A 24,316-nucleotide genomic window follows, 5' to 3' on the forward strand; every position below is an offset into this window, starting at 1 on the left:
TTTTTTAATCGAAGGCGATAATCTCCATTCTCTTAAACTTCTCGAAAAAACACACCGTAGCCAGATCGATCTGATCTATATTGATCCACCTTATAATACAGGTAATAAAGACTTTATTTACGATGATCATATTGTAGATAAAACCGACGGTTATTCCCACTCTAAATGGCTCTCTTTTATGAACAAGCGGTTAGCCGTAGCAAAAAATTTATTAAGCCCACAGGGCGTGATTTTTATTTCTATTGATGATAATGAGCAGGCTCAATTGAAGTTATTATGTGATGAGATTTTTGGTGAGCAAAATTTTCTTGCTCAAATTGTATGGGAAAGAGCATATTCACCAGTTAACTTAAAGAAACATTTTTCTGAAAGCCATGATTTCATTTTAGTTTATGCAAAAAATAAAGAATTAACGATAAGTAATAAATTAAAACGTTCAGAGGAAGCTAATAATCGTTATAAAAATCCAGATAATGATCCTAGAGGAGTTTGGAAAACAAGTGATTTATCTGTTGGACCAGCTGTTGAAAGTAATATTTACCCTATTACAACACCCACAGGAAAAATTGTGTATCCACCGCAAGGTAGAAGCTGGGTTTATTCTCAAGAAAGGTTTTATGAAATGTTAGAGGATAAAAGAATTTGGTTTGGTTCAAAAAATAACAGTATTCCTCAAACAAAGCGTTTTTTATCAGAAGTAAATCAATCGGTTGTGCCAATGACAATTTGGAAATACAGTGAAGTTGATCATTCTCAAACAGCAACAAAAGAATTAAAAGAGATTTTTGGTGGTCAGGCTTTATTTACTTATCCAAAACCAGTGAAATTAATTAAACAGTGTATTTCACTTTATTCACAATCTAATTCTATCATCCTCGACTTCTTCGCTGGTTCTGGTACTACTGGTCACGCTGTAGCTCAACTGAATAAAGAAGATGGTGGTAATCGTACTTATATTCTGTGTACCAATAATGAAAATAATATTTGCGAAGAAGTGACTTATCAGCGCCTTAAAAATATTCAAATGGATTTGCCACATAATTTGAAGTATTTAAAAACCGATTTTATTCAAAAATTTGCTGAAAACGACCGCACTTTACGTAATCAATTACTGCCTTATATTCGTCCCTTAATTGAATTAGATTTTGGTTGTGAAATTGATCATCAAACAGTGTTTTTACTTGAGAGTGAAGAACAATTAGCTGAAATCTTAACAGAAAACATCACGGAAAAATCCACACTATTTATTACGTCAGATATCTTATTTTCAAGGCGCCAAAATGCGTTGGTAGCTGCAAAAAAAATTCGTGTGATTGAAATTCCAGAATATTATTTTCGCCAAGAATTAGTTGAAATGGGGGAACTATAAATGATCGGTTTAAAATTAAAAGATTTTCAACAACAAGCAGTGGATTTTTTAATGAGTTCTTCCAATAAAAAAGCACAAATTGTGATGAAAAGTCCGACTGGCAGTGGTAAAACTATTATTTTAATTCGATTTATTGAAACCTTTTGGATGGATTATCCCAATGCAATTTTTTGCTGGTTTACGGTAGGCAAAGGTGATTTAGAACAGCAATCAAAAGAGAGAATGGAACGTTTTTCACCAACTTCAAGAACAGCAACTTTATCGGATATTCTCAATGGCGGTTTTGAGCAAGGCACGAGTTATTTTATCAACTGGGAAACTATCACTAAAAAAGGTAATATCGCATTGAAAGAGAGTGAGCGAAAAAATCTCAAGCAACATATTGCGGATGCTCATCGTGCTAATAAAAAGTTTATTGTGATTATTGATGAAGAACACCAAAACGATACAGCGAAAGCAAGAGATATTATTGATACACTCAATGCAGATATGGAAATTCGTGTGTCAGCTACGCCACAGCCTAATCCACAGGCGACTTTTTACGAAATCAAGGAAGTGGATGTGATCAACGAAGGTTTGATTACCAGAGCAATGTATATCAATAAGGATCTTAATACTGAGCAAATGGAAAACATTCAAAATGAAACCGCTCTTTTGCTGCAAAAAGCCGATAGCATCCGCCAACAAATTGCTGCGGCTTATTTGCAAGAGAATGAAGTAATTCGACCACTTGTGTTGGTACAATTCCCAAACATGAATGATGAGCTGATTGAGTTTGTGGAAACGAAATTAGCGGAAATGGGGTACTCTTATGAAAATAAAATGGTGGCGAAGTGGTTAAGTCCAGAAAACAGTCAAGATAAGAAATCACACAAGATTGGCAAAATTAATATTGGTGAAATCGACCAGCCTGACAGCATTACACATCATAATGCGGAGCCAGTTTTTTTACTGTTTAAGCAAGCATTGGCGACAGGTTGGGATTGCCCAAGAGCTAAGGTATTAGTGAAACTACGGGAAAATATGTCCGAAAGTTTTGAAATTCAAACACTTGGACGACTTCGCCGAATGCCAATGGCAAGACATTATGGTAAAGATATTTTGGACTGTTCCTATCTTTATACTTTTGATGAGAAATATAAAGAGGCAGCAAGAAAGAGTGGCGGTAATGAGTATTTACGCCTCTTTTTAAAAGATGAACCGAAGCGCGTCGAGTTGAAAAAGGAACTGCGCAATAAGGATGCAGATTTTGAAAATGATGTAGAAGTGCGGTCGAGATTGTACGAGTTTTTCAAGACAGAATTTAAACTCACTTCCAATGTAGTAGAAAATCAACGTTGTTTAGAAAATGCGGGTTTTGTGTTTGGCGAACATTTATATCGTCAATATTTGACAGGGCGTTATCGAACATTGCACCAAATTAAGGAAGAACCAAATCAATATCATGCTCTACATTATCTGGTGAATACACACGAACATGGCATTGATTTACGTCAGCATATTGATAGTCTGAAAAAACATTTGGGGTTGAGCTATGAACGTACGCGCCAGATGTTACAGTTTCTATTTTTGGCAGATTTTGGTTTGTCGAAATACAAATTGCTTAAATTAAATTTGAAGGGCTTTTATGCTTTTGTGATCAATAATATCGATAAATTTAACATATTGTTTATACAATTTGCTTCAGCGAAGCAACAGCATTCACTGGATTTTGGCACAAATCCACTAAGAGAAGATGTGTTTAAGATACCTTTACAGGCGCTTTATCCCTACGATCCAACCAGTGTAGCAACTATTTTTGAACGCAATGCATATAAAAATTACTCAAGTCAAATTACTGCTGGTACCTACCGTTCTATTTGTGAACGTTTGTTTGAGAAATATTGTGAATGTAACCCTAATGTGGCGTTTGTGTATAAAAATGGTGATACAGGGCAGGATTATCTTTCTATCGTGTATTACACAGGCGTGGATAAGCAGCGGTTATTCTATCCTGACTACATTGTGAAGACTACCAGTGGTGAGATTTGGTTAATCGAAACCAAAGGAGGCGAAGATGCAACAGGGCGAGATAAAAACATTGATCCTTTTGCAGCATTAAAATTTAATGCATTAAAAGCTTTCGCAAAAAAACATGGTTATCAATTTGGTTTTGTGCGAGATAAAGATTTAGATCTTTACCTAAATAATCAGGAGTATGTGGATGACATGGCTCATCCAAACTGGGTACAACTCACATTGTAGATTTTTTAGCTGTGAGATAGGCACTGACTTCTTGCTTCTGGAAGGCTCTATGATATTTAGTCATAAAAAATCTGCTCTTTAATCTGGGGGATTGTGCCCCTCCTTTTTACTGACTAGATTGTTTTTGTTATATTTTTTGTTATTAACGCCCTAAATAGTCATCCCAATCTTTCCAAACTGGTTGTAATCCACGTTGGATTAGGGCTTGCGCTACTTCAGATACTGAACGCTCATCATAAGGTGAAAATTGATCTAATTCAGTATTGCGATTAGCATAACCACCAGGCTGTGTTTTAGAGCCAGCACTTATCGTATTAATTGCAATGGGAACAACATTATCACGGAAATAAGGTGACTCTCTGGTTGATAGGGAAAGTTCTATCTCTGGCGCAAACAAGCGGAATGCACAGATAGCTTGGAGTAATTGCTTGTCACTTATTTCTACAGTAGGTTGCATGCCGCCTGCACAAGGGCGTAATCGTGGAAATGAAATGGAATAACGGCTTTTCCAATAACGTTGTTGTAGATAATTTAAATGCTCAGCAACAAAATATAAATCAGTACGCCAATCATCTGATAAGCCAATTAATGCTCCTAAGCCAATTTTATCAATACCAGCCTGAGCAAGACGATCTTGTGTATCTAAACGGTACAAAAAATCTTGTTTTTTACCCCATAAATGATGTTTAGCATACTGTAGGGCATGGTATGTTTCTTGGTAGACTAATACACCATCTAAGCCAAGCTGTTTTAATTGGGCATATTCTTGTTGTTCTAAAGGCTGTACTTCCATCAGCAAAGCACTAAAGTGCGGTCGGATTTTAGGTAAAACTTGTTTGAAATAATGCATTCCTACTTTGTTTTGATGTTCTCCTGTAACCAACAAAATATGCTCATAACCGAGTTGTTTAATAGCGTGGCATTCTGCTTCAATCTCTGCTAGGTCAAGGATTTTTCGTTTAATTTTATTACTCATAGAGAAACCACAATAAGTGCAATCATTTGAGCATAAATTAGATAAATAAAGTGGTAGATAAAAAGAAACGACATTGCCAAAACGCTGTCTGGTTAGACGTTGTGCTTTTTGTGCTATTTGCTCTAAATAAGGCTCAGCAGCAGGCGAAAGTAATGCCATCAATTGTGATAAATTTAAATGCGGGGAAGCTAATGCGATTTCTACATCTTGTGCTGTTTGGCTACGCAAAGAAAGCGCAAGATTATCCCAATCTAAAGTTGCCCAATAATCGGTAAAGCGAGAGAGCTGTAGCATCATTTTATTTATCCAAAAATTGAGTAAGAGGGCTGCTGGCTTGTGCAGTATGGCAGATTTTACCTAAACCAGCTAAATAACCTAAGCGCCCTGCTTCAACAGCAAATTTAAATGCGTTTGCCATCATAACCGGATCACCAGCTACTGCCATTGCAGTATTCACTAACACCGCATCAGCGCCTAACTCCATGGCTTCTGCTGCATGGCTTGGTGCACCAATACCTGCATCAATTACTACAGGTACTTGACTTTGTTCAATAATGATTTGTAAAAATTCCCGAGTTTTTAAGCCGTTATTTGAACCAATTGGTGAGCCAAGAGGCATTACTGCGGCGCAGCCAACTTCCTCTAAATGTTTACATAAAACGGGATCTGCTCCGCAATAAGGCAGGACAACAAAACCTTGTTTGACTAATATTGTTGCCGCCTTTAGTGTTTCGATTGGATCAGGTAACAAATAACGAACATCAGGATGAATTTCTAATTTTATCCAGTGAGTTTGTAGTGCTTCTCGTGCTAGATTCGCGGCAAATACAGCTTCTTCTGCATTTTTAGCCCCCGACGTGTTGGGCAATAATTTCACTCCAATGTCTAATAATGGCGATAAAATATCATCATTTTGTTGTTGCAAATTTATGCGTTTCATCGCCATCGTAGCCAGCTGTGAACCTGATGCTATAATACTTTGCTGCATTAATTGGGGATGTGAGAATTTACCCGTACCAGTAAATAAACGAGATTTAAATTGGTGACCAGCGATGACTAAAGCATCTTGTGTAATAGAATTTATGGTTTGCATATAATATCCTTGATGATTAACCGCCAGCAATTGCACGAAAAACTGTTAAACGATCATTGGCTTGTAATTGATAGGTGCTCCACTCTGAGCGAGGTAAAACCTGTTGATTCACTGCAATAGCTAAACCTTGTTGATTTAGTTTTTGCAGTTCAATCAGTTGTTGTATTGATAAGTTTTGCTCTAGATTGAGCTTTGCGTCATTTAAATAAATTTCCATAATTATCCTGCTGAAAAAAGAGATTTAACTATGGCAATGACAAATTTGACATTGCTTGTTGGGCTGTAAGTAGAGGGTTTGCCATGTGAGTTTTTTGGCATCAAATAATGTTAATTTGCCTGCACTAGAAACGTTTAAGCCCAATAGATATTTCAGAGCTTCAAGCGCTTGTAAACAGCCAATTGTACCGACTACAGGAGCGAGAATACCTGCTGTTTTACAGTTTAAGTGTGCTAGTTCTTGATCAGGATATAAACAAGCGTAACAACCTTGCGTATGATAATCTGTTAGGCTAATCAGTTGCCCTGATAAACCGATAGCTGCACCCGAAATGAGGGGTTTATTCAGCCCAACACAAGCTTGATTAATATGATGGCGTGTAGGCATGTTGTCTGTACAATCTAAGACTAAATTGACTTTTTTTGCCCAATAATTTAGCTGAGTCAAACCCAGTTGACCAGTAATGGTGACTAATTCGACTTGTGGATTAATCGCTGTTAAACGGGTTTTAGCTGCTTGTACTTTCGCAAGATTAATGTCTTTTGTACTGTATAAAATTTGGCGAGGAAGATTACTAATATCAACTGTATCAAAATCGGCAAGATAGACTTTTCCTACACCAGAACCGACTAAATACTGTGCTACAACAGAACCTAATCCACCTAAGCCAACAATCAGTATGCTACTTTTTTCTAAACGTATTTGCCCTTCAAGCCCACATTCTTCAAGTAATAGCTGGCGGCTATAGCGTAAAAATGTTTGATCGGATAATGGCATTTTGTATTCTCTGATTTAGTGATATAAAACTTGGCGAAAAGTGACCGCACTTTTGCATAAGAGAGGACGCATCATTTAGCGTCTTCTTTTTATTAAGCTCAATATTTAAATAATTTACAAAGTTATTGTGTTAAATGTTGGCTTTGATGATAAATTTCACTGCCTTTTTCACGGAATTTTTCTGCCATTTCACGCAAACCTTTAGTTTGGGATTCGTCTATATTAGTAACATCTATTTGTTGTAACTCTTTTGCGTAATCACGCACTTCTTGTGAAATTTTCATCGAGCAGAATTTCGGACCACACATAGAACAGAAATGAGCTATTTTGCCCGATTCTTGTGGTAAGGTTTCATCGTGATAGGTTCGTGCAGTTTCTGGATCAAGGGAAAGATTAAATTGATCTTCCCAACGGAATTCAAAGCGGGCTTTTGACATCGCATTATCGCGAATTTGAGCAGCAGGATGGCCTTTAGCTAAATCTGCTGCATGAGCGGCTATTTTATAAGTAATTAACCCTTGTTTAACATCGTGTTTGTCAGGCAATCCTAAATGCTCTTTTGGTGTCACATAACACAACATCGCACAACCAAACCAGCCAATCATGGCAGCTCCGATGCCAGAAGTGAAATGATCATAACCTGGGGCAATATCAGTGGTAAGAGGGCCTAACGTATAGAATGGCGCTTCGTGACAATGAGAGAGTTCTTCAGTAACATTACGTTGAATCATGTGCATTGGAATGTGTCCAGGACCTTCTATCATCACTTGGACATCATATTCCCAAGCAATTTTAGTGAGCTCACCTAGTGTATACAGCTCTGAAAACTGGGCTTCATCATTGGCATCTTGAATTGATCCTGGACGTAAACCATCACCTAAAGATAACGATACATCATAGCGCGCACAAATCTCACAAATTTCACGGAAATGAGTATATAAGAAATTTTCGCAATGGTGAGCTAGGCACCATTTTGCCATAATTGAACCACCGCGAGAAACAATGCCAGTTAAGCGTTTTGCTGTCATTGGGATGTAACGTAATAAGGTGCCAGCATGAATTGTAAAATAATCTACTCCTTGTTCGGCTTGTTCGATAATCGTGTCTTTAAAGATTGCCCAAGTAAGATTTTCAGCGACACCGCTGACTTTTTCTAATGCTTGATAGAGTGGGACAGTACCAATTGGCACAGGGCTATTACGAATAATCCATTCGCGTGTTTCGTGAATATGACGTCCAGTAGACAGATCCATTACTGTATCTGCTCCCCAACGAATAGCCCATACTAATTTTTCTACTTCTTCCTCTATTGATGAGGTCACAGCAGAGTTACCAATATTAGCATTGACTTTGACTAAAAAATTACGTCCAATAATCATTGGTTCTAATTCAGGGTGATTGATGTTACAAGGAATAATGGCACGACCAGCGGCGACTTCTTGGCGTACGAATTCAGGTGTAATATGGGGAGGAATTTGAGCACCAAAATTCTGTCCTTGATGTTGTTGTAATAGTATTCCGCTTTTAATTCTGTCTCGTCCCATATTTTCACGAAGCGCGATAAATTCCATTTCTGGCGTAATAATGCCTTGACGTGCATAGTGTAATTGCGTTACTCGTTTTCCTATTTTGCCTTGTTTGACTTGACGTTTAAGCTGAAAACGCAATTCATCTAATGTGTTATCTTGCAAGCGTTGATTAGCATATTCTGAGCTTAATCCTGTGAGGTATTCAGTGTCACTACGTTCTAAGATCCAAGCATCACGATAAGCAGGGATACCTTTAGTAACATCAATGTGTTGATTTTCATCGCCATAAATGCCTGACGTGTCATAAATAGGAATGGACTCATTAGCTTCATATTGCGGGTTATCTTTATCACCACCAACTAATGTCGGACTTAAATGAATTTCACGCATAGGTACTTGGATATCAGCTCGTGAGCCTTGCAGGTAAATGCGCGAAGAGCTGGGATGCTGATAACCTTTTAATGTTTGAATGAAACTTTGGGCTGAAGCACGTTTTTCACGGCGAGTTGTAAGTTTTGACATAAGCAAATATACCTTTTTAATGTGTAATAAAGTAAATTGCTTGTTGAAGTGAGGGAGGGGTGAACTCATCGCTTTAGTTAAATAAGGTTTCCCTTATCACTAAAGAGCGGTCTAATTTTGATGAATTTTAACTTGTTCCCTACGCAAGTATTAACCTAACAGGTTCGACGGATCCCAATATGGTCTCAGCTCGAAAGCACTCCGACAAGTGGGCAAGAGTATAAAAGTAAAGAAACAAAAAAAACAAGAAAGAAACTGAGAAATGTGAGCTATATCACAAAATAGTTGTGACTTTGGAGAGAAATAAGACAATTAATTGATTTATAAAACTTAACTTTGCTTTTACTCAACCTTTGCCTCTTAACCAAAAAACTAATTTAGTATATTATTTCATTCATTTGATATGACATAAAAAAGGAAAAGCTATGAAAAACATTAACCCAACATCTACTGCTGCATGGAAAGCCTTAGAACAGCATAACCAACAACAAAGTGCGGTGACAATTCAGCAACTTTTTGCTCAAGAAAAAGATCGTTTTGCAGATTATTCATTGATGTTTAATAACGAGATTTTGGTGGATTTTTCGAAAAATAATGTGACTAAAGAAACATTAGCGTTGTTACGTCAATTAGCAAATGAATGTGCATTATCTGATGCTATTGAAGCAATGTTTACAGGTGAAAAAATCAATAGAACCGAAGATCGTGCTGTCTTACATACGGCATTACGTAATCGAGCAAATACAGCAGTGTTAGTTGATGGGCAGGATGTGATGCCAGAGGTAAATGCGGTATTAGCAAAAATGAAAGCGTTTTGTCAACGTGTCATTTCAGGTGAATGGAAAGGTTATACAGGTAAAGCAATTACTGATGTGATTAATATTGGTATTGGTGGTTCAGACTTAGGGCCTTATATGGTTACTGAAGCACTACGTCCTTATAAAAATCATTTGAATTTACATTTTGTATCGAATGTTGATGGAACACATGTCGCGGAAGTGTTGAAGAAAGTGAATCCAGAAACGACCCTGTTTTTGGTGGCTTCGAAAACTTTTACCACTCAAGAAACTATGACAAATGCGATTTCTGCGCGTGATTGGTTCTTAGCAAGTGCTAAAGAACAGCAGCATGTAGCGAAACACTTTGCTGCCCTTTCAACCAATGCTAAAGCTGTAGCTGAATTTGGTATTGATACTCATAATATGTTTGAATTCTGGGATTGGGTTGGTGGTCGTTATTCATTATGGTCAGCGATTGGATTATCTATTGCATTATCAATTGGTTTTGAGCATTTTGAAGCTCTTTTAGCAGGGGCGCACGCGATGGATCAACATTTCCGTACCGCGCCAATCGAACAAAATATTCCAACTACTTTAGCGCTCGTTGGCTTATGGAATACGAATTTTTTAGGGGCGCAAACAGAAGCTATCTTACCTTATGATCAATACTTACATCGTTTTGCGGCGTATTTCCAACAAGGTAATATGGAATCAAATGGAAAATACATTGATCGTGATGGGAAGGAGATTAATAATTATCAAACGGGACCAATCATTTGGGGGGAACCTGGTACTAATGGTCAGCATGCTTTCTATCAACTTATCCATCAAGGCACGACTCTAATCCCTTGTGACTTTATTGCGCCAGCGCAAACACACAATCCACTTGCTGATCATCATGAGAAATTATTATCAAATTTCTTTGCGCAAACTGAAGCTCTGGCTTTTGGTAAAAGTAAGCAAGAGGTTGAAGCTGAATTTATCAATGCAGGTAAGTCACTAGATGAAGTGAAAGACATTGTGCCATTCAAAGTCTTTACGGGTAATAAACCAACTAACTCTATTTTAGTACAAAAAATGACACCATTTAGCTTAGGCGCATTAATTGCAATGTATGAGCATAAAATTTTTGTACAAGGTGTGATTTTTAATATTTATAGCTTCGATCAATGGGGAGTTGAATTAGGCAAACAATTGGCAAATCGCATTTTGCCAGAATTAGCTAGTGATGGCAAAATTGAAAGCCATGATAGTTCGACTAATGGGTTGATCAATCAATATAAATCTTGGCGTTAAGTTAAATAACGATAAGATTTAATAGCAGATCTGCACTTTAAGATGGGATTGATTATCCAATTGAAGTGCAGATTTTTTTATTACTGAAGGGTTTTATAGATTAAAATAAATACAAATTGGTATTTATTATAATACTATCATTAAAAATAAATTAAGGGAGTGATCATTTTTAATTAACCCGATTTTATTCGTAGATAAATAATAAAAAACATTTTAATAATAGCTTATTTTTATATGGCTGAATAAAATTTAAACTAAGTAATAAATGAAATATAAAAATTAAACTAATATCAATTATTTTTTGAGCGATTAAATTAAATGATGACCTATAAACACAACTCGACCAATAATTTCAACATTTTTATCTTCTCCCATATCTAATTCAATCGGTGGATAAATAAGCTGATTATCACTAATTAATCGAATACCATTTGGTAGCCCTTGAATTCGTTTTATCCATAGCTGTTTGCCGAAACGCATAAGATAAATTTCACCATCTTTAGGTGTTATTACCGCGCGATTAATTAGCAGAAGATCACCGCTGTGAATCGTCGGCTGCATACTATCTCCAGAAGCAACAATAAAAGCAAGTTTATTAGGAACTATTCCTCTTAAACTTAACCATTGGGTACTTAATCCAATGTAATCATCAGGTGGTATGTTAAAATGATTGAGGGTAATATCTTGATAAACGGGAATTTGTACCTGATCTTCGCTATTTCCTGCTTTACTGACTTGTAGTTGCGTTGAATAATGATGGGTTCGTTCATCGATATCTTTACTAAAAGAAGAGTTACTCACAGGATTATTTTCGTCATATAATCCAAGTTGTTTTTGTACAGCAACTGGAAATGAAGAGTAATGATATTCAAATGTTCTTCCTTTAACCCCTTCTCTTTGGCGCTTTATCCATCCCTCACGAGCTGCTTTTTTCACAATACCTTTATCTGATGAAGGTAAATACAATCCCTTTCCCATAAGCTCTTTAATTGAAAACCACTCTTGATAGTTCTGCATAAAAACCTTGTTAGGAACTCTACTGATGTTGACTTTGTGAGAATTTAACCTATTGATCTGTTTGAAATTAAATCAAGAAGATAAATTTTTTGAAAAAGAACTATTGAGTTCCTTTGAAAATGGTTGTATAGTTCTTATCAGTTACTCACATGTGTGCTGAAGCATGTATTAATTTAAGTCATAAGGATATCACATAATGAAAAAGAGTAAAAAGAATATGCATCGCGCATATATTATTGCTGCAATTAAGGAAAAAGGCAGTTCGCTTGCTCAACTTTCTGTTCAAGCTGGTTTACATCCCAGAACGCTTAATAATGCATTAGATCGAAAATACCCTAAAGGTGAAAAAATAATCGCTGATTTTATTGGTATTCCAGTACAAGAAATATGGCCAGAACGTTATTAGATTATAATTATAACAAGTTTTGTATGTAAATTCGTCTTTTGAATATTTTTTAAATTAAATGCTATATTTAATTTTGGACATTATATTGATCGGTAAGTAGAATAGCCGCCCCGTATTTGGGGAAAGTACGGAGTTAATTAAATTTTTAAGCCGTAATTTATTTTTATATAAAAGGAATTTTATGAATCGCATCTATAAAGTCATTTGGAATATAATGACTCAATCTTTAGTGGTTGTTTCTGAATTAGCAAAAGGCCGTAGTAAATTATCTTCTACTTTACATAAACATCTCCATTCAACTGAAACACAGTTTAATTTTAAATTAACAATATTGTCTTCATTATTCTTTATCACGTTACCCTCCCAAGCTTATATTGATATTCAACAAACTGTAAATGGTACTATCGTTAATGGCAGGGCTGACAATAATGTAGTTGATCAAAATTACAATGATAAAGATGGTTCTCGACCTTACAATTATTGGAATCCTGGTAATAAATCTTATACAAATAAAGAGCAAAAAAATATAGATCCACAAGGACTAAGTGAAAATCAATCTGCGGAGAATTATTTTGATCCTAAAACAGCACAAGGGATCAAGTTAGGTCGTGAAACTGATATTAAATCTACAGCAGATAAAGCTAATCCACAGTATGATGGTATTGCAATTGGTGATTATTCCAAAGCAACAGGTGGTGTTGCAGTAGCACTTGGTGCATTTGCTCAAGCTGAAAAAATAGGTTCTGTCGCAGTAGGGACTGCGGCTCGTGCTCATGGTTTTAATTCATTATCTATGATGCGTCAGTCTGCTGCAATTGGTGATTATTCTACTGCTATTGGTTCTGTCGCTTGGGCAAAAGGAGAGGCAAGTTTTGCGTTAGGTGCTTCTGCGACGGCATTAGGTGATCAATCTATCGCAATTGGGAGTGTTTCACCAAAAACACTGAATGGGGAAAATCAGCATAATGCGAAAAAAACCAAATATGATGGCATGAATCGTACGCAAACCAATGGCGATTATGCTATTGCGATAGGTTCTGGTGCTAGAGCTAATGGACATAATTCTTTTGCTTTTGGAGCTAATGCTGAAACGGGTCAATTTAAAATGGAAGATGATTCTTACTTAAATGAAAAAGTGTTGAGTGCCGATAAAGATAACAGAGCAATAGCTGCAATTGCATTTGGTGTAAATTCAAAAGCAAAAAAAGAGAAAACAATTGCGTTTGGGTATCAAGCAGAAGCACATGGTAAAAAAGCAGTTGCGATTGGTACTGGAGCAAAAGCAACTCAAGATCGAGCTACTGTGTTAGGGACAAGTGCACAAAGTAAAGCCAAAAATGCTACCGCATTGGGCTTTGCTGCGCAAGCGAAGCATAAAAATAGTGTGGCGTTAGGGGCAAGTTCAGTAACAACAGAGAAAGTAGCTACAGAAAAAACAACGATTAATGGTAATGAGCATAAATTTGCAGGTGAAAAACCGATTGGCACAGTGAGTATTGGTTCAACAAATCAAGAGCGGACATTGACTAATCTAGCTGCTGGACGTATTTCAGATAAATCAACTGATGCGATAAATGGAAGTCAACTATATGCTTTACAGCAAGAAGTTGAGAAAGGTTGGATGCTTAAAGTTGAGGAAGCTGGTGGCAAAGTCGTTAATGCAAATGGAGCGAGTAAAGTTAAACTAGGTGATACCGTAACTATTAAAGCAGGAAAAAATATTAAGATTAAGCAAGATGGTGCCAATGTGACTATCGCAACGCGAGATAATTTAACTGTGAATAAATTGATCGCAGGCGGAAAAAACGGTCAAAAAAGCGTAGATGGTGTGGTTAGTGCTAAAGGAAAAGACGGTAAATCGGGTGTCACTTTAAAGGGAAAAGAAGGGGCAATTGAAATTGCTAGTCCAAATAATACAAATGGTTCAATAACTAAAGTCACAGTCAGTGTGGCAAAAGGCAGCAAGGGATTGAAAGGACAAGAAGGCGCACACAAAGCGCGTCTTGTTTATACACGACCTAATGATCAACAAGAAGAAGTTGCGACATTAAATGATGGTTTAATGTTTGTAGGTAATGATGGCAATGACAATAATAAAGTGGTAAAGCGTAAGCTTAATCAAAAGTTAGGTATTCTAGGTGGCATTGCGGATTCATCCAAGTTGTCTGATTCAACATTTGTCACATCGGCTAATTTAGGTGTGCGTTATAAAGATGATCACTCATTAGAAATTGTCATGAAAAGACGTCCTAAATTTGCTGGTATTGTTTTGAACGGCAAAGATGGAAAAGACGCTGAAATTAAATTTAAGAATAAGGATGGTCAAGAAGGTATGTCTATTGTAGGCAAACCGGGAAGTAATGGAGAGCAAAATTTAGTATTGCGTGGACCTGATGATAAGGACGGTGTGACATTTAATCAAGATGGCAGAATTACAAATCTCATGGATGGTAAGGACAGTAAGGACGCTGTCAATTTAGGGCAGTTAGAAAAAGCGAAAGAAGAATTGACTGAAAAAGGATTTGCGATTCAAGCTGAGGATGGTAATGCTGTCAAAAAACGACTTGGTGAAAAAGTCGATATTGTCGGCGCAGATAGTAATATCAAGACGAAAGTAGAAGATGGTAAAGTGAAAATTGCGCTTGCTAAACAAATTGATTTAAGTGAAGAAGGTAGCCTCAAGATAGGCTCTACAAAAGTGAGTAATGATGGTGTGAAAGTTGGAGATACTGTTGAATTAAACCAACAAGGCTTGCGAGCGGGGGATATTCATGTGACATCACAAGGAATTAATGCAGGTCATAAGCAAATTAGTCATGTTGCGAGTGGTTTAGTGGATAATCATGGGCAACCTGTTGATGTCAGACAAGCTTCTGGCAATACTTTGTATAATGCAGTTAATGTAGGCGACTTAAAACATGTGACTAATGCGCTTCATCATAAAATTGACAAGGTAAATAGTCGTGTCAACCGCTTAGATAAACAAGTTCGAGGTGTTGGTGCGAACTCTGCGGCGGCAGCTTCATTACCTCAAGTGTATCGTGCTGGTAAGTCGATGTTGTCTGCAGCAGCTGGTGGTTATAGCGGCGCCTCAGCGCTTGCAGTAGGCTATTCTCGGGCGAGTGATAATGGCAAGTTGATCTTGAAACTAACGGGAACAGCAAATAGCGTAGGTCAGTATTCTGGCGGTGTTGGTTTGGGTTATCAGTGGTAACTGATTTAAAGCCTCATCAAGTAATATAAAAAAGTAGAAAGACACCTTTCTACTTTTTTACTTTAGAAAAGTGCGGTCAAAATTTTAAAAATTTTGACCGCACTTGATTGTTTTGTCGGAGTTGCTTTTGTTGAAAGTTATAACCTTGCCCATTCCTCTAAAGGGAGAGGTTTATCATCTGACCAAATCCGTTGCCAGAATTTCGCCAGTATTGCTTTGTTTAGATTATGAGTGGCAGTTGGATATTCTGTTGGTAGAATAGCTTTCCATTCTTGATTATGTTTTTCCGCGACAACAAAACGGAAGTTAAATTGACCTGCTAAACCCATTCGAGTATCACTTGCCACAAGCTGATTACTAATTTGTTCGTAATGAATCCAATGATCAGTAAACCATTCGAAGCGTTGTAATTGGGGTGAATCAGCAATAATTTTTGCTTTTAATTCAAGATTAAGTGGAATTTTAATAAATTCGGGCGAGCCATTATCTAACCAGCCACTCATCGCATCATATAGATTACCTTGCTTATCAATCGCAAGTACACGCCAAAGTATAGTATTAAATGGGGTCGGTGTTGCTAACACTTTGTCTACTTCAATTCCTTTTTGAGTCAGCATATTTTCAATGCGTTGTTCATGGTAACTGCGTCCAACGAAACCGATGACGAAATACATACAACCAAATATGAGTGCAATAGACATAGCACGTACAGAACGGCTATCCATTTTTTTCCAATATGCCCAAATACAAGTAAAGACTAGTGGCAACGTATAAATCGGATCGATTACAAAAACTGTTGAAAAAGTGATGGGTTCAAATGGCAGGGGCCAAAAAAGTTGGGTACCATAAACCGTCATTGCATCAATAATTGGGTGCGTCACAAGGGCTAGTGTCAGAGTCAAAAACAGCCTTCGAAATGTAAAAGGTAAATGGCTTTTTCGTTTAAATGTTACCCATGTTATCAAGAAAGCAAGTGCGGTTAGTAAAAAAATAGAATGGCTAAAACCGCGATGATAAGTCATTGATGAAATTGGATCAGCATAACGAATAAAAACATCTAGATCAGGCAGCGTACCTAGCAATCCACCGTAAAGGAGTGCTTTGCGACCTTGATATTTGCCCATTCCAACGCCTTGTATGGCCGAACCTAAAACAAATTGTGTAAGCGAATCCATTATTACACCTTACTCCGTGGACGATAAATAATGTGATATTTTGAGTAGGAATATCCACTTCGTCAATCTTTTTGACTCAATCAAGGTATAAAAAAGCTCCCAATACTTGAAACTATTAGGAGCAATTAATTAGAAAAAATTGTTAAATTTAGGCAAGTTCAGCACGTAATTTCTTAGTGACTTCAACCATGACTTTTAATGCCGCAATAGTTTCTGGCCAAGCACGTGTTTTTAAGCCACAATCTGGATTGACCCATAAACGTTCTGCTGGAATCACATTGAGCGCTTTACGTAATAGGTGTTCAATTTCGTTTGCTTCGGGTACTCGTGGACTATGAATATCGTACACGCCTGGACCGATATCATTTGGATATTTGAAATCGCCAAATGCAGTTAATAGTTCCATGTCCGAACGTGACGTTTCGATCGTAATCACATCAGCATCTAAACTGGCGATCGCAGGTAAAATATCATTAAATTCGGAGTAACACATATGTGTATGAATTTGGGTATCATCTTGACATCCCATTGCACTTAAACGGAATGCTTCACTTGCCCATTGTAAGTAAGCCTCCCAATCTGCGCGTTTTAACGGTAAACCTTCTCGGATAGCGGGTTCATCAATTTGAATCACTTTAATACCTGCTGCTTCTAAATCTAATACTTCATCAGAAAGCGCGACAGCAATTTGTTTACACACTGTAGAACGTGGAATATCGTTACGTACAAATGACCATTGTAGAATCGTCACTGGTCCAGTTAACATGCCTTTCATGACGCGGTTTGTCAGACTTTGTGCATATTTAGACCAGCGTACTGTCATAGGTTGTGGGCGTACAACATCGCCATAAATGACAGGTGGTTTGACACAACGTGAGCCATAACTTTGTACCCAGCCAAATTTTGTAAATGCAAACCCATCCAATAATTCACCAAAATATTCCACCATGTCGTTACGCTCTGCTTCACCATGCACTAATACATCAAGATCAAGTTCTTCTTGGCGACGTACAACAAACTCAATTTCTTTTTTCATTGCCATTTCATAATCTGCTAGACTGAGCTCACCTTTTTTGAATTTGGCACGCGCTTGACGAATTTCAACAGTTTGTGGGAATGAGCCAATGTTAGTTGTTGGGAGTTTGGGTAAATTTAACCACGCATTTTGCTTTACAATACGTTGTGCAAATGGTGATTGACGTTGATCCGCATTGGCAGGTAAGTTGGCTAAACGTTCAGCTACTTCGGTACAGTGAATTTCGGTACTATGTGCACGAGCATTTGCTGCTGCTTGGCTTGCATCAAGTTCAGTTTGAACGACATGACGACCCTGTTCAAGTGCGATCTTAATAATACGTAATTCTTGCACTTTTTGTAACGTAAAAGCTAGCCAATTGTAAAGTTCGGGTTTATTTGCTTTTAGTTGTGTTTCGACTTCAAGATCATAAGGCGTATGAAGTAATGAGCAACTTGGTGCAATCCAAAGGTTTTCACCTAATTTTGTTTTTAATGGTTCAAGGATATCTAAGACTTGATTTAAGTTGGCTCGCCAAATATTACGTCCATCAATCACACCGACAGAAAGCACTTTATTGTAGTTTTGAAATGCGACGAGTTGTTCTGGCGCTCGTACTAAATCAATATGCAGTCCAGCGACAGGCAATGTTTTGAGCAATTCTGCATGTTCGGCAACTGAATCGAAGTAAGTCGCGAGGAGTAGCTTCGCCTTGACTTGTTCACTTAGTGTTGTGTATACCGCTTTGTAGGCATCAAGCCATTCTACGGGTAAATCCACTGCTAAGGCAGGTTCATCAATTTGAATCCACTCAGCACCTTCAGCGACTAGCGCATTCAGAATATCTACATAAACAGGAACAAGTTTTGCTAATAGTTCAAAACGATTGAATGTTTCGCCTTTTTCTTTACCGAGCCATAGAAATGTAAGTGGTCCAACAATAGTTGGTTTGGATTTCAAACCTAACGCTTTTGCTTCACGGATTTGTTGCACATAATGTGTTGGGTTTGCTTTAAATTCAGTGTATTTATTAAATTCAGGCACTAAATAATGATAGTTGGTATCAAACCATTTTGTCATTTCAATCGCAAATTGGGTTTTATTACCACGTGCAAGTTGAAAATATTCATTTAAACTTAAATTTTGGTTGTCAAAACCAAAACGTGCAGGAATTGCACCAGTGGCAACTTGTAAGTCTAAAATATGATCATAGAATGTGAAATCAGCAACAGCAACATAATCGGCATTGGCATCGGCTTGATGTTGCCAGTTAATTGCACGTAATTTTTGTGCAATTTCTAATAAATCTTGTTCTGCGATTTCACCACGCCAATAACGTTCTTGGGCAAATTTTAGTTCACGTTTGGCACCGACACGTGGAAAGCCTGCTAGATGGAATATAGTCATAGTATTACCTCACTCAAAATTAGTATTGTTTCGGACGTCTAAACGTCTTGATGGATGTAGAATGAAGTATTTTTTTGTATTATGCAATATAATAATTTTCACAAAGTTTATGAAAAATTTTAATAATAAAGTTAGGGGAAGGCTGGAGAAGTACGGTTAGTTTTGACAGAATTAGGTTATGTAAAAAGGCGCTATTGAGCCTTTTCGTTATTACTCTTAATGAGTTTAAAACGTAACAATGGTTATTGTTTCATTGGCGATTCTTTTGTTTTTGTTCTTTTTCTTACTCTTGTAATAGATTTTTAGCAAAGAGGAAAAAAACGAATGAAAATATAGCAAGGATTAATAAGCCGATTGTGATATTAGGCATTTGTTTTTTTCCATAAATGTCATTTTTCATTGTTGCTTTATAACGTCGAAGGAAACGACTTCCTCCAAGTGCGGTATAACTAACGAAGAATAACAGAGTAATATTAACTATTTTAAAAATAAGGGGATATTCGCCATAAAGTATAACTGGACAAGCCAGAATAGCAACTTTAGCAATATCTAGTGCGATTTTTGCCTAGTCATCTAAAGTTTCAGTTTCAATAGGTTGTTTAAAGATATTCCACACAACTAGTAAGTTGATTTGTTCTATGTAAGTAAGGCATGAAGATAAAAGATGAGCTTTGCCTGTAAAGATAAGTCATAGGATTTTTCGATCTAGATCGTAAAAGGTAAAATTTGTTAAAAACTGACCGCTCTTGATCCCATTTTGTTAATTTTGATATATGATAGAAATCGTTCTGTGTCTTCTTTTTTATGAATTATTTTAATGAAACCGATATTTTTAGAATTACGCCATCTTAAAACGTTACTTGCACTTAAAGAAACTGGTAGTGTATCTTTAGCCGCTAAACGTGTGTATTTAACCCAATCTGCACTTTCACATCAATTAAAATTACTTGAAGAACAATATGGTTTACCACTGTTTGAACGCAAAACACAACCTTTACGTTTTACTCCAGCAGGTGAGCGTTTAATTCAGCTTGCTAATGAAATTTTACCTAAAGTGATAGAAGCAGAACGTGATCTTTCTCGTGTTAAACAAGGCGAAGCTGGAGAGTTGCGTATTGCTGTGGAATGTCATACTTGTTTTGATTGGTTGATGCCTGCAATGGACTCGTTTCGTCAAAATTGGCCGTTAGTTGAATTAGATATTGTGTCAGGTTTTCATACTGACGCAATTGGCTTGTTATTAACTCATCGTGCAGACTGGGCAGTGGTTTCTGAAATTGAAGAAACAGCAGGCGTTGTACATAAGCCGTTATTTTCTTACGAAATGGTTGGACTGTGCGCAAAGGATCACCCTTTAGCTCATAAAGCAGTATGGCAAGCAGAAGATTTTATAGATCAAACTTTGATCACTTACCCTGTACCAGATGATATGTTAGATTTATTACGTAAAGTATTACATCCTAAGGGGATTAATCCTATTCGTCGTACAAGTGAACTCACTATTGCAATTATCCAATTAGTTGCGAGTAAACGAGGGATTGCTGCATTACCATTTTGGGTAGCAAAACCTTATTTAGATCGAGGTTATTTAGTCGCACGTAAAATTACAGAAGCGGGCTTGTATAGTAACTTGTATGCAGCTATTCGCGAGCTTGATGCAAAAATTGCATTTGTTGATGATTTTTATGAAACCGTAAAAGCACAAAGTTTTTCTACTTTACTTGGTCTGTCTGTGTTGGAATAAGTTGTATGTTAGATGTAAATAAACGCCCAATTTTAGCGGCTGCTAAGGCGGCATTTCCTTATAGTTTACCTATTTTATCTGGTTTTCTATTTTTAGGCATTGCTTATGGTGTCTATATGAAGGCTCTGGGTTTTGAAGCCATCTACCCAATTTTAATGGCATTACTTATTTATGCAGGCTCTGTTGAATTTATTGTTGCAGGTTTACTCGTTGCGCCATTTGCACCACTTAATGTGTTATTGATCACTTTAATGGTCAGTGGACGTCAAATTTTCTATGGCATTTCCATGTTAGAAAAATATGGAGCTTATTTAGGAAAGAAACGTTGGTATTTGATTAGCACATTAGTTGATGAAGCTTTTTCATTGAATTATATGGCAAAAGTGCCAACAAATATTGATCGTGGTTGGTATTTTTTCTTCATTAGCTTATATCTGCAACTATATTGGGTGGTAGGGACCGCGATAGGCGCATTATTTGGTTCAATCTTACCTTTTGATTTAACTGGCATTGAATTTGCTATGACTGCGCTTTTTTTAGTTATTTTTGCAGAGCAATGGAGTAAAGAAAGTTCACATGAAAGTTCTCTATTGGGATTAGGTATTGCATTTACTGCATTATTAATCGTTGGGGAAGCGCATTTTTTACTACCAACACTGATTGGGATTTGGCTTGCATTAACTTTCCGTCGTGTGAAATTAACAGCGAAATTAAATAGTGTGGAGTAGGTATGACGTTAATTGAACAAATTATTACTATTGTAATGGGGATATTCGGTGTGCAGTTTTTTCGCTGGCTACCTTTTTGGATATTTCCTGCTAATCGACCTATTCCAGCTTATATTCAATATTTAGGCAAAGTATTACCTGCAGCGATGTTTGGTATGCTGGTCGTTTATTGTTATAAAAATGTGGATGTATTCAGTGGTAATCATGGTATCCCTGATTTTATTGCTGGGGCTGTAGTATTAGGGCTACATTTTTGGCAGAAAAACATGTTTCTTTCTATTGCCGCAGGAACAGGATTATATATGTTTTTAGTTCAATTTGTGTTTGTTTAAATAGCAAAAAGGCATTTAGATTTATTTTGAGAAAAAAATAAATACATTTCTTTTCTAGCAACCGTTTGCTTAATTATTGCACTCTTTAAGTGAATAAAAAAATAATTTATTATTGCGCTATCAATGAGATAGGTAATTTATTTATTTTAAAGAGGCAATATGGAATTTAATGTAAATGAGCTATTAGGCTATGCTGCTGGATTGTTGGTAGCGATTTCTTTTTTATTTAAAAATATCGTTTTTATACGTGTGATAAATGGGATTGGTGCAATTTTATTTGTAATTTACGCGCTGCGTATTCAAGCTTATCCCGTCGCTGGATTAAACGCATTCTTAGTCCTTATTCATATTTATCAATTGTGGCGTTTAAAACGAGCAAAATAATGTCGCAAAATTTTACAAAAACAAACCGCACTTCAAGTGCGGTTTTTTAGTTTATTTAGCGATACGTTTATATTTAATACGATGTGGTTGGATCGCATCAGCCCCAAAGGTTTTCTTCTTCCATTCTTCATAGTCAGAGAAGTTACCTTCATAGAACGTGACTTTACCTTCATCACCATAATCTAAGATATGTGTTGCTATACGGTCTAAGAACCAACGGTCATGGGAGATTACCATCGCACAACCTGGGAATTCTAAGATTGCATTTTCCAATGCACGTAAGGTTTCAACATCAAGATCGTTGGTTGGTTCATCTAATAGAAGAACGTTACCACCCGCTTGTAATAGTTTAGCAAGATGTAAACGACCACGTTCACCGCCTGATAACTCGCCAACACGTTTTTGCTGATCTACGCCTTTAAAATTAAAGCGACCCACATAAGCTCGACTTGGAATTTCAAAGTTACCGATACGTAAAATATCTTGTCCATTAGACACTTCTTCCCACACTGTTTTTTTATCATCCATTGCATCACGGAATTGATCAACAGAAGCCAGTACCACCGTTTCACCTAAAGTGACAGTGCCGGCATCAGGTTGCTCTTGTCCTGAAAGTATGCGGAATAAAGTAGATTTACCTGCACCATTAGGACCGATAATACCGACAATTGCACCTTTTGGAATACTGAATGAAAGATTATCAATTAAGGTACGATCACCATAAGATTTTGTTAATCCCTGTACTTCGATAACTTTATCACCTAAACGGGGACCAGGTGGAATAAAGAGCTCGTTAGTTTCATTACGTTTCTGATATTCACCACTATTCAGCTCTTCAAAGCGTGCCATACGTGCTTTACTTTTAGCTTGGCGACCTTTTGGATTTTGGCGAACCCATTCTAATTCTTTTTCGATTGATTTTTGGCGTGCAGATTCGGCGGCTTGCTCTTGAGCTAAACGTTTTTCTTTTTGTTCTAACCAAGAAGAATAGTTACCTTCCCAAGGAATACCTTCACCGCGGTCAAGCTCTAAGATCCAACCTGCAACATTATCTAAGAAGTAACGGTCGTGGGTAATTGCGACAACTGTACCTTCATAATCATGTAAGAAACGCTCTAACCAAGCGACAGATTCTGCATCTAAATGGTTGGTTGGTTCATCGAGTAATAGCATGTCTGGTTTTTCAAGTAAAAGACGGCAAAGCGCTACGCGACGACGCTCACCACCTGATAAATGTTCGATTTTAGCATCCCAGTCTGGTAGACGTAATGCATCAGCAGCACGTTCTAATTGATTATCAAGATTGTGCCCATCATGCGCTTGAATAATGGCTTCTAACTCAGCTTGTTCTGCGGCAAGCTTATCGAAATCGGCATCGGGATCAGCATAAAGTGCATAGACCTCATCCAAACGAGTTAATGCTTGTTTTACTTCACCAACCGCTTCCTCAATAGCGTCACGTACAGTTTGTTGAGGGTCAAGTTTAGGTTCTTGTGGTAGATAGCCGATTTTAATGCCTGGTTGTGGGCGCGCTTCCCCTTCTATTTCGGTATCAATACCTGCCATAATACGTAGTAATGTTGATTTACCCGCACCATTTAAGCCCAATACTCCGATTTTAGCGCTAGGGAAGAAACTGAGTGAGATATCTTTTAAAATGTGGCGCTTCGGTGGCACTATCTTGCCGACGCGATGCATTGTATAAACAAATTGTGATGACATAATTTCTCTCGTTATGCATGTTAATAAAATAGAAAAAAGTGCGGCTATTTTACTTGAAATTTGCTAGATTAGCCAATTGCAGATAAAAAAAACCCTCCGAGTAGGAGGGTAGGAAAGTAGTTTAGCTATTTATGATTATTTTATTTAGGAACTTTATGAATATCAAGCAATCACTTGACGAGTTTTATTTTACATAAATTTACAGTCTTGTGAAACAATTTTTACATTATTTTTGAAGTTTGTCACAAAAATACCTATAAATTGGTATTTTTTTCTCATTTTCTTAATTCGTAATATTGCTTTTTTATAACCAAAAGGAATTATTTTGTTAATATTTATAGCTATTTGTTAAATAAATTTACATTTCGGG

Annotated in this window: 18 protein-coding genes and 1 riboswitch; of the genes, 9 read left to right on the top strand and 9 right to left on the bottom strand. The window is 37.0% G+C overall.

Going from position 1 to position 24,316, the window contains the following annotated elements; genetic code table 11:
- Together ACFSAV_RS06230 and ACFSAV_RS06235 are read left to right on the top strand one after the other, a co-directional pair.
- A partial coding sequence (locus ACFSAV_RS06230) for a site-specific DNA-methyltransferase (protein ID WP_379097492.1) occupies window positions 1-1,369 on the top strand: 1,369 nt, incomplete at its 5' end.
- Window positions 1,370-3,613 carry a DEAD/DEAH box helicase family protein gene (locus tag ACFSAV_RS06235; RefSeq protein ID WP_379097495.1) on the top strand — a complete coding sequence of 748 codons (2,244 nt, stop codon included), beginning with the start codon at window positions 1,370-1,372 and terminating at the stop codon, window positions 3,611-3,613.
- Window positions 3,614-3,755: 142 nt separating this feature from the next.
- On the opposite strand, the gene thiH is transcribed toward ACFSAV_RS06235, so the two are convergent.
- The 5 genes from thiH to thiC form a co-directional block, all read right to left on the bottom strand.
- Window positions 3,756-4,886 (bottom strand): 2-iminoacetate synthase ThiH, encoded by a 1,131-nt coding sequence (gene thiH, locus ACFSAV_RS06240; RefSeq protein ID WP_379097497.1) that lies wholly within the window; start codon window positions 4,884-4,886, stop codon window positions 3,756-3,758.
- A gap of 1 nt (window position 4,887) precedes the next feature.
- Window positions 4,888-5,682 (bottom strand): thiazole synthase, encoded by a 795-nt coding sequence (locus tag ACFSAV_RS06245; RefSeq protein WP_379097500.1) that lies wholly within the window; start codon window positions 5,680-5,682, stop codon window positions 4,888-4,890.
- Between the two features lie 16 nt (window positions 5,683-5,698).
- Window positions 5,699-5,899: a sulfur carrier protein ThiS gene (gene thiS, locus ACFSAV_RS06250; RefSeq protein ID WP_379097502.1), complete on the bottom strand. Its 201-nt coding sequence runs from the start codon at window positions 5,897-5,899 to the stop codon at window positions 5,699-5,701.
- Window positions 5,900-5,923: 24 nt separating this feature from the next.
- Complete coding sequence (locus ACFSAV_RS06255) at window positions 5,924-6,676, bottom strand: HesA/MoeB/ThiF family protein (RefSeq protein ID WP_379097505.1); 753 nt, start codon at window positions 6,674-6,676, stop codon at window positions 5,924-5,926.
- A 122-nt stretch (window positions 6,677-6,798) separates the two neighbouring features.
- On the bottom strand, window positions 6,799-8,727 hold the full coding sequence (gene thiC, locus ACFSAV_RS06260) for a phosphomethylpyrimidine synthase ThiC (protein ID WP_465263147.1): 1,929 nt from the start codon (window positions 8,725-8,727) through the stop codon (window positions 6,799-6,801).
- A 119-nt stretch (window positions 8,728-8,846) separates the two neighbouring features.
- Window positions 8,847-8,941: riboswitch (TPP riboswitch) on the bottom strand.
- A gap of 211 nt (window positions 8,942-9,152) precedes the next feature.
- On the opposite strand from thiC, the gene pgi reads away from it, so the two are divergent.
- Entirely contained in the window at window positions 9,153-10,802 is a 1,650-nt protein-coding gene (gene pgi, locus ACFSAV_RS06265; RefSeq protein ID WP_379097508.1) for a glucose-6-phosphate isomerase, read from the top strand.
- A gap of 309 nt (window positions 10,803-11,111) precedes the next feature.
- On the opposite strand, the gene ACFSAV_RS06270 is transcribed toward pgi, so the two are convergent.
- The gene (locus ACFSAV_RS06270) at window positions 11,112-11,780 is read right to left on the bottom strand and encodes a helix-turn-helix domain-containing protein (protein ID WP_379097511.1); all 669 of its coding nucleotides are present in this window, start codon (window positions 11,778-11,780) and stop codon (window positions 11,112-11,114) included.
- 235 nt (window positions 11,781-12,015) lie between these two features.
- Here ACFSAV_RS06270 and ACFSAV_RS06275 point away from each other — a divergent pair, with 235 nt between their 5' ends.
- Together ACFSAV_RS06275 and ACFSAV_RS06280 are read left to right on the top strand one after the other, a co-directional pair.
- Window positions 12,016-12,225 carry a helix-turn-helix domain-containing protein gene (locus tag ACFSAV_RS06275; RefSeq protein ID WP_101775847.1) on the top strand — a complete coding sequence of 70 codons (210 nt, stop codon included), beginning with the start codon at window positions 12,016-12,018 and terminating at the stop codon, window positions 12,223-12,225.
- Window positions 12,226-12,406: 181 nt separating this feature from the next.
- Entirely contained in the window at window positions 12,407-15,439 is a 3,033-nt protein-coding gene (locus ACFSAV_RS06280; RefSeq protein ID WP_379097515.1) for a YadA-like family protein, read from the top strand.
- Between the two features lie 137 nt (window positions 15,440-15,576).
- On the opposite strand, the gene ACFSAV_RS06285 is transcribed toward ACFSAV_RS06280, so the two are convergent.
- Both ACFSAV_RS06285 and metE read right to left on the bottom strand, forming a co-directional pair.
- Complete coding sequence (locus ACFSAV_RS06285) at window positions 15,577-16,614, bottom strand: metal-dependent hydrolase (RefSeq protein WP_379097518.1); 1,038 nt, start codon at window positions 16,612-16,614, stop codon at window positions 15,577-15,579.
- 148 nt (window positions 16,615-16,762) lie between these two features.
- A complete protein-coding gene (metE, locus tag ACFSAV_RS06290) occupies window positions 16,763-19,036 on the bottom strand; it encodes a 5-methyltetrahydropteroyltriglutamate--homocysteine S-methyltransferase (RefSeq protein ID WP_379097521.1) in 2,274 nt (757 codons plus the stop codon).
- A gap of 817 nt (window positions 19,037-19,853) precedes the next feature.
- Here metE and ACFSAV_RS06295 point away from each other — a divergent pair.
- From ACFSAV_RS06295 to ACFSAV_RS06310, 4 genes are all read left to right on the top strand, one after another.
- On the top strand, window positions 19,854-20,780 hold the full coding sequence (locus ACFSAV_RS06295; RefSeq protein ID WP_379097524.1) for a LysR family transcriptional regulator: 927 nt from the start codon (window positions 19,854-19,856) through the stop codon (window positions 20,778-20,780).
- 5 nt (window positions 20,781-20,785) lie between these two features.
- Window positions 20,786-21,508, top strand: coding sequence for an azaleucine resistance protein AzlC (azlC, locus tag ACFSAV_RS06300; RefSeq protein WP_379097527.1), 723 nt, complete (start codon window positions 20,786-20,788; stop codon window positions 21,506-21,508).
- Between the two features lie 2 nt (window positions 21,509-21,510).
- Window positions 21,511-21,840, top strand: coding sequence for a branched-chain amino acid transporter permease (locus ACFSAV_RS06305; RefSeq protein ID WP_379097529.1), 330 nt, complete (start codon window positions 21,511-21,513; stop codon window positions 21,838-21,840).
- Between the two features lie 159 nt (window positions 21,841-21,999).
- On the top strand, window positions 22,000-22,224 hold the full coding sequence (locus ACFSAV_RS06310; RefSeq protein WP_101775854.1) for a YgjV family protein: 225 nt from the start codon (window positions 22,000-22,002) through the stop codon (window positions 22,222-22,224).
- Window positions 22,225-22,275: 51 nt separating this feature from the next.
- Here ACFSAV_RS06310 and ettA read toward each other — a convergent pair whose 3' ends face one another.
- On the bottom strand, window positions 22,276-23,946 hold the full coding sequence (gene ettA, locus ACFSAV_RS06315) for an energy-dependent translational throttle protein EttA (protein WP_379097533.1): 1,671 nt from the start codon (window positions 23,944-23,946) through the stop codon (window positions 22,276-22,278).
- Between the last annotated feature and the right edge of the window lie 370 nt (window positions 23,947-24,316).

The organism is Pasteurella oralis, from assembly GCF_042681465.1.
GTDB lineage: Bacteria > Pseudomonadota > Gammaproteobacteria > Enterobacterales > Pasteurellaceae > Pasteurella > Pasteurella oralis.

Bases quoted from the DNA above. Each gene is read 5' to 3' on its own strand.
- ACFSAV_RS06305 (WP_379097529.1), top strand. From the start codon at position 21,511: ATGACGTTAATTGAACAAATTATTACTATTGTAATGGGGATATTCGGT.
- thiS (WP_379097502.1), bottom strand. From the start codon at position 5,899: ATGGAAATTTATTTAAATGACGCAAAGCTCAATCTAGAGCAAAACTTA.
- ACFSAV_RS06280 (WP_379097515.1), top strand. From the start codon at position 12,407: ATGAATCGCATCTATAAAGTCATTTGGAATATAATGACTCAATCTTTA.
- ACFSAV_RS06255 (WP_379097505.1), bottom strand. From the start codon at position 6,676: ATGCCATTATCCGATCAAACATTTTTACGCTATAGCCGCCAGCTATTA.
- azlC (WP_379097527.1), top strand. From the start codon at position 20,786: ATGTTAGATGTAAATAAACGCCCAATTTTAGCGGCTGCTAAGGCGGCA.
- ACFSAV_RS06235 (WP_379097495.1), top strand. From the start codon at position 1,370: ATGATCGGTTTAAAATTAAAAGATTTTCAACAACAAGCAGTGGATTTT.
- ACFSAV_RS06285 (WP_379097518.1), bottom strand. From the start codon at position 16,614: ATGGATTCGCTTACACAATTTGTTTTAGGTTCGGCCATACAAGGCGTT.
- ettA (WP_379097533.1), bottom strand. From the start codon at position 23,946: ATGTCATCACAATTTGTTTATACAATGCATCGCGTCGGCAAGATAGTG.
- pgi (WP_379097508.1), top strand. From the start codon at position 9,153: ATGAAAAACATTAACCCAACATCTACTGCTGCATGGAAAGCCTTAGAA.
- ACFSAV_RS06270 (WP_379097511.1), bottom strand. From the start codon at position 11,780: ATGGGAAAGGGATTGTATTTACCTTCATCAGATAAAGGTATTGTGAAA.
- thiH (WP_379097497.1), bottom strand. From the start codon at position 4,886: ATGATGCTACAGCTCTCTCGCTTTACCGATTATTGGGCAACTTTAGAT.
- ACFSAV_RS06310 (WP_101775854.1), top strand. From the start codon at position 22,000: ATGGAATTTAATGTAAATGAGCTATTAGGCTATGCTGCTGGATTGTTG.
- ACFSAV_RS06275 (WP_101775847.1), top strand. From the start codon at position 12,016: ATGAAAAAGAGTAAAAAGAATATGCATCGCGCATATATTATTGCTGCA.
- metE (WP_379097521.1), bottom strand. From the start codon at position 19,036: ATGACTATATTCCATCTAGCAGGCTTTCCACGTGTCGGTGCCAAACGT.
- ACFSAV_RS06295 (WP_379097524.1), top strand. From the start codon at position 19,854: ATGAAACCGATATTTTTAGAATTACGCCATCTTAAAACGTTACTTGCA.
- ACFSAV_RS06245 (WP_379097500.1), bottom strand. From the start codon at position 5,682: ATGCAAACCATAAATTCTATTACACAAGATGCTTTAGTCATCGCTGGT.
- thiC (WP_465263147.1), bottom strand. From the start codon at position 8,727: ATGTCAAAACTTACAACTCGCCGTGAAAAACGTGCTTCAGCCCAAAGT.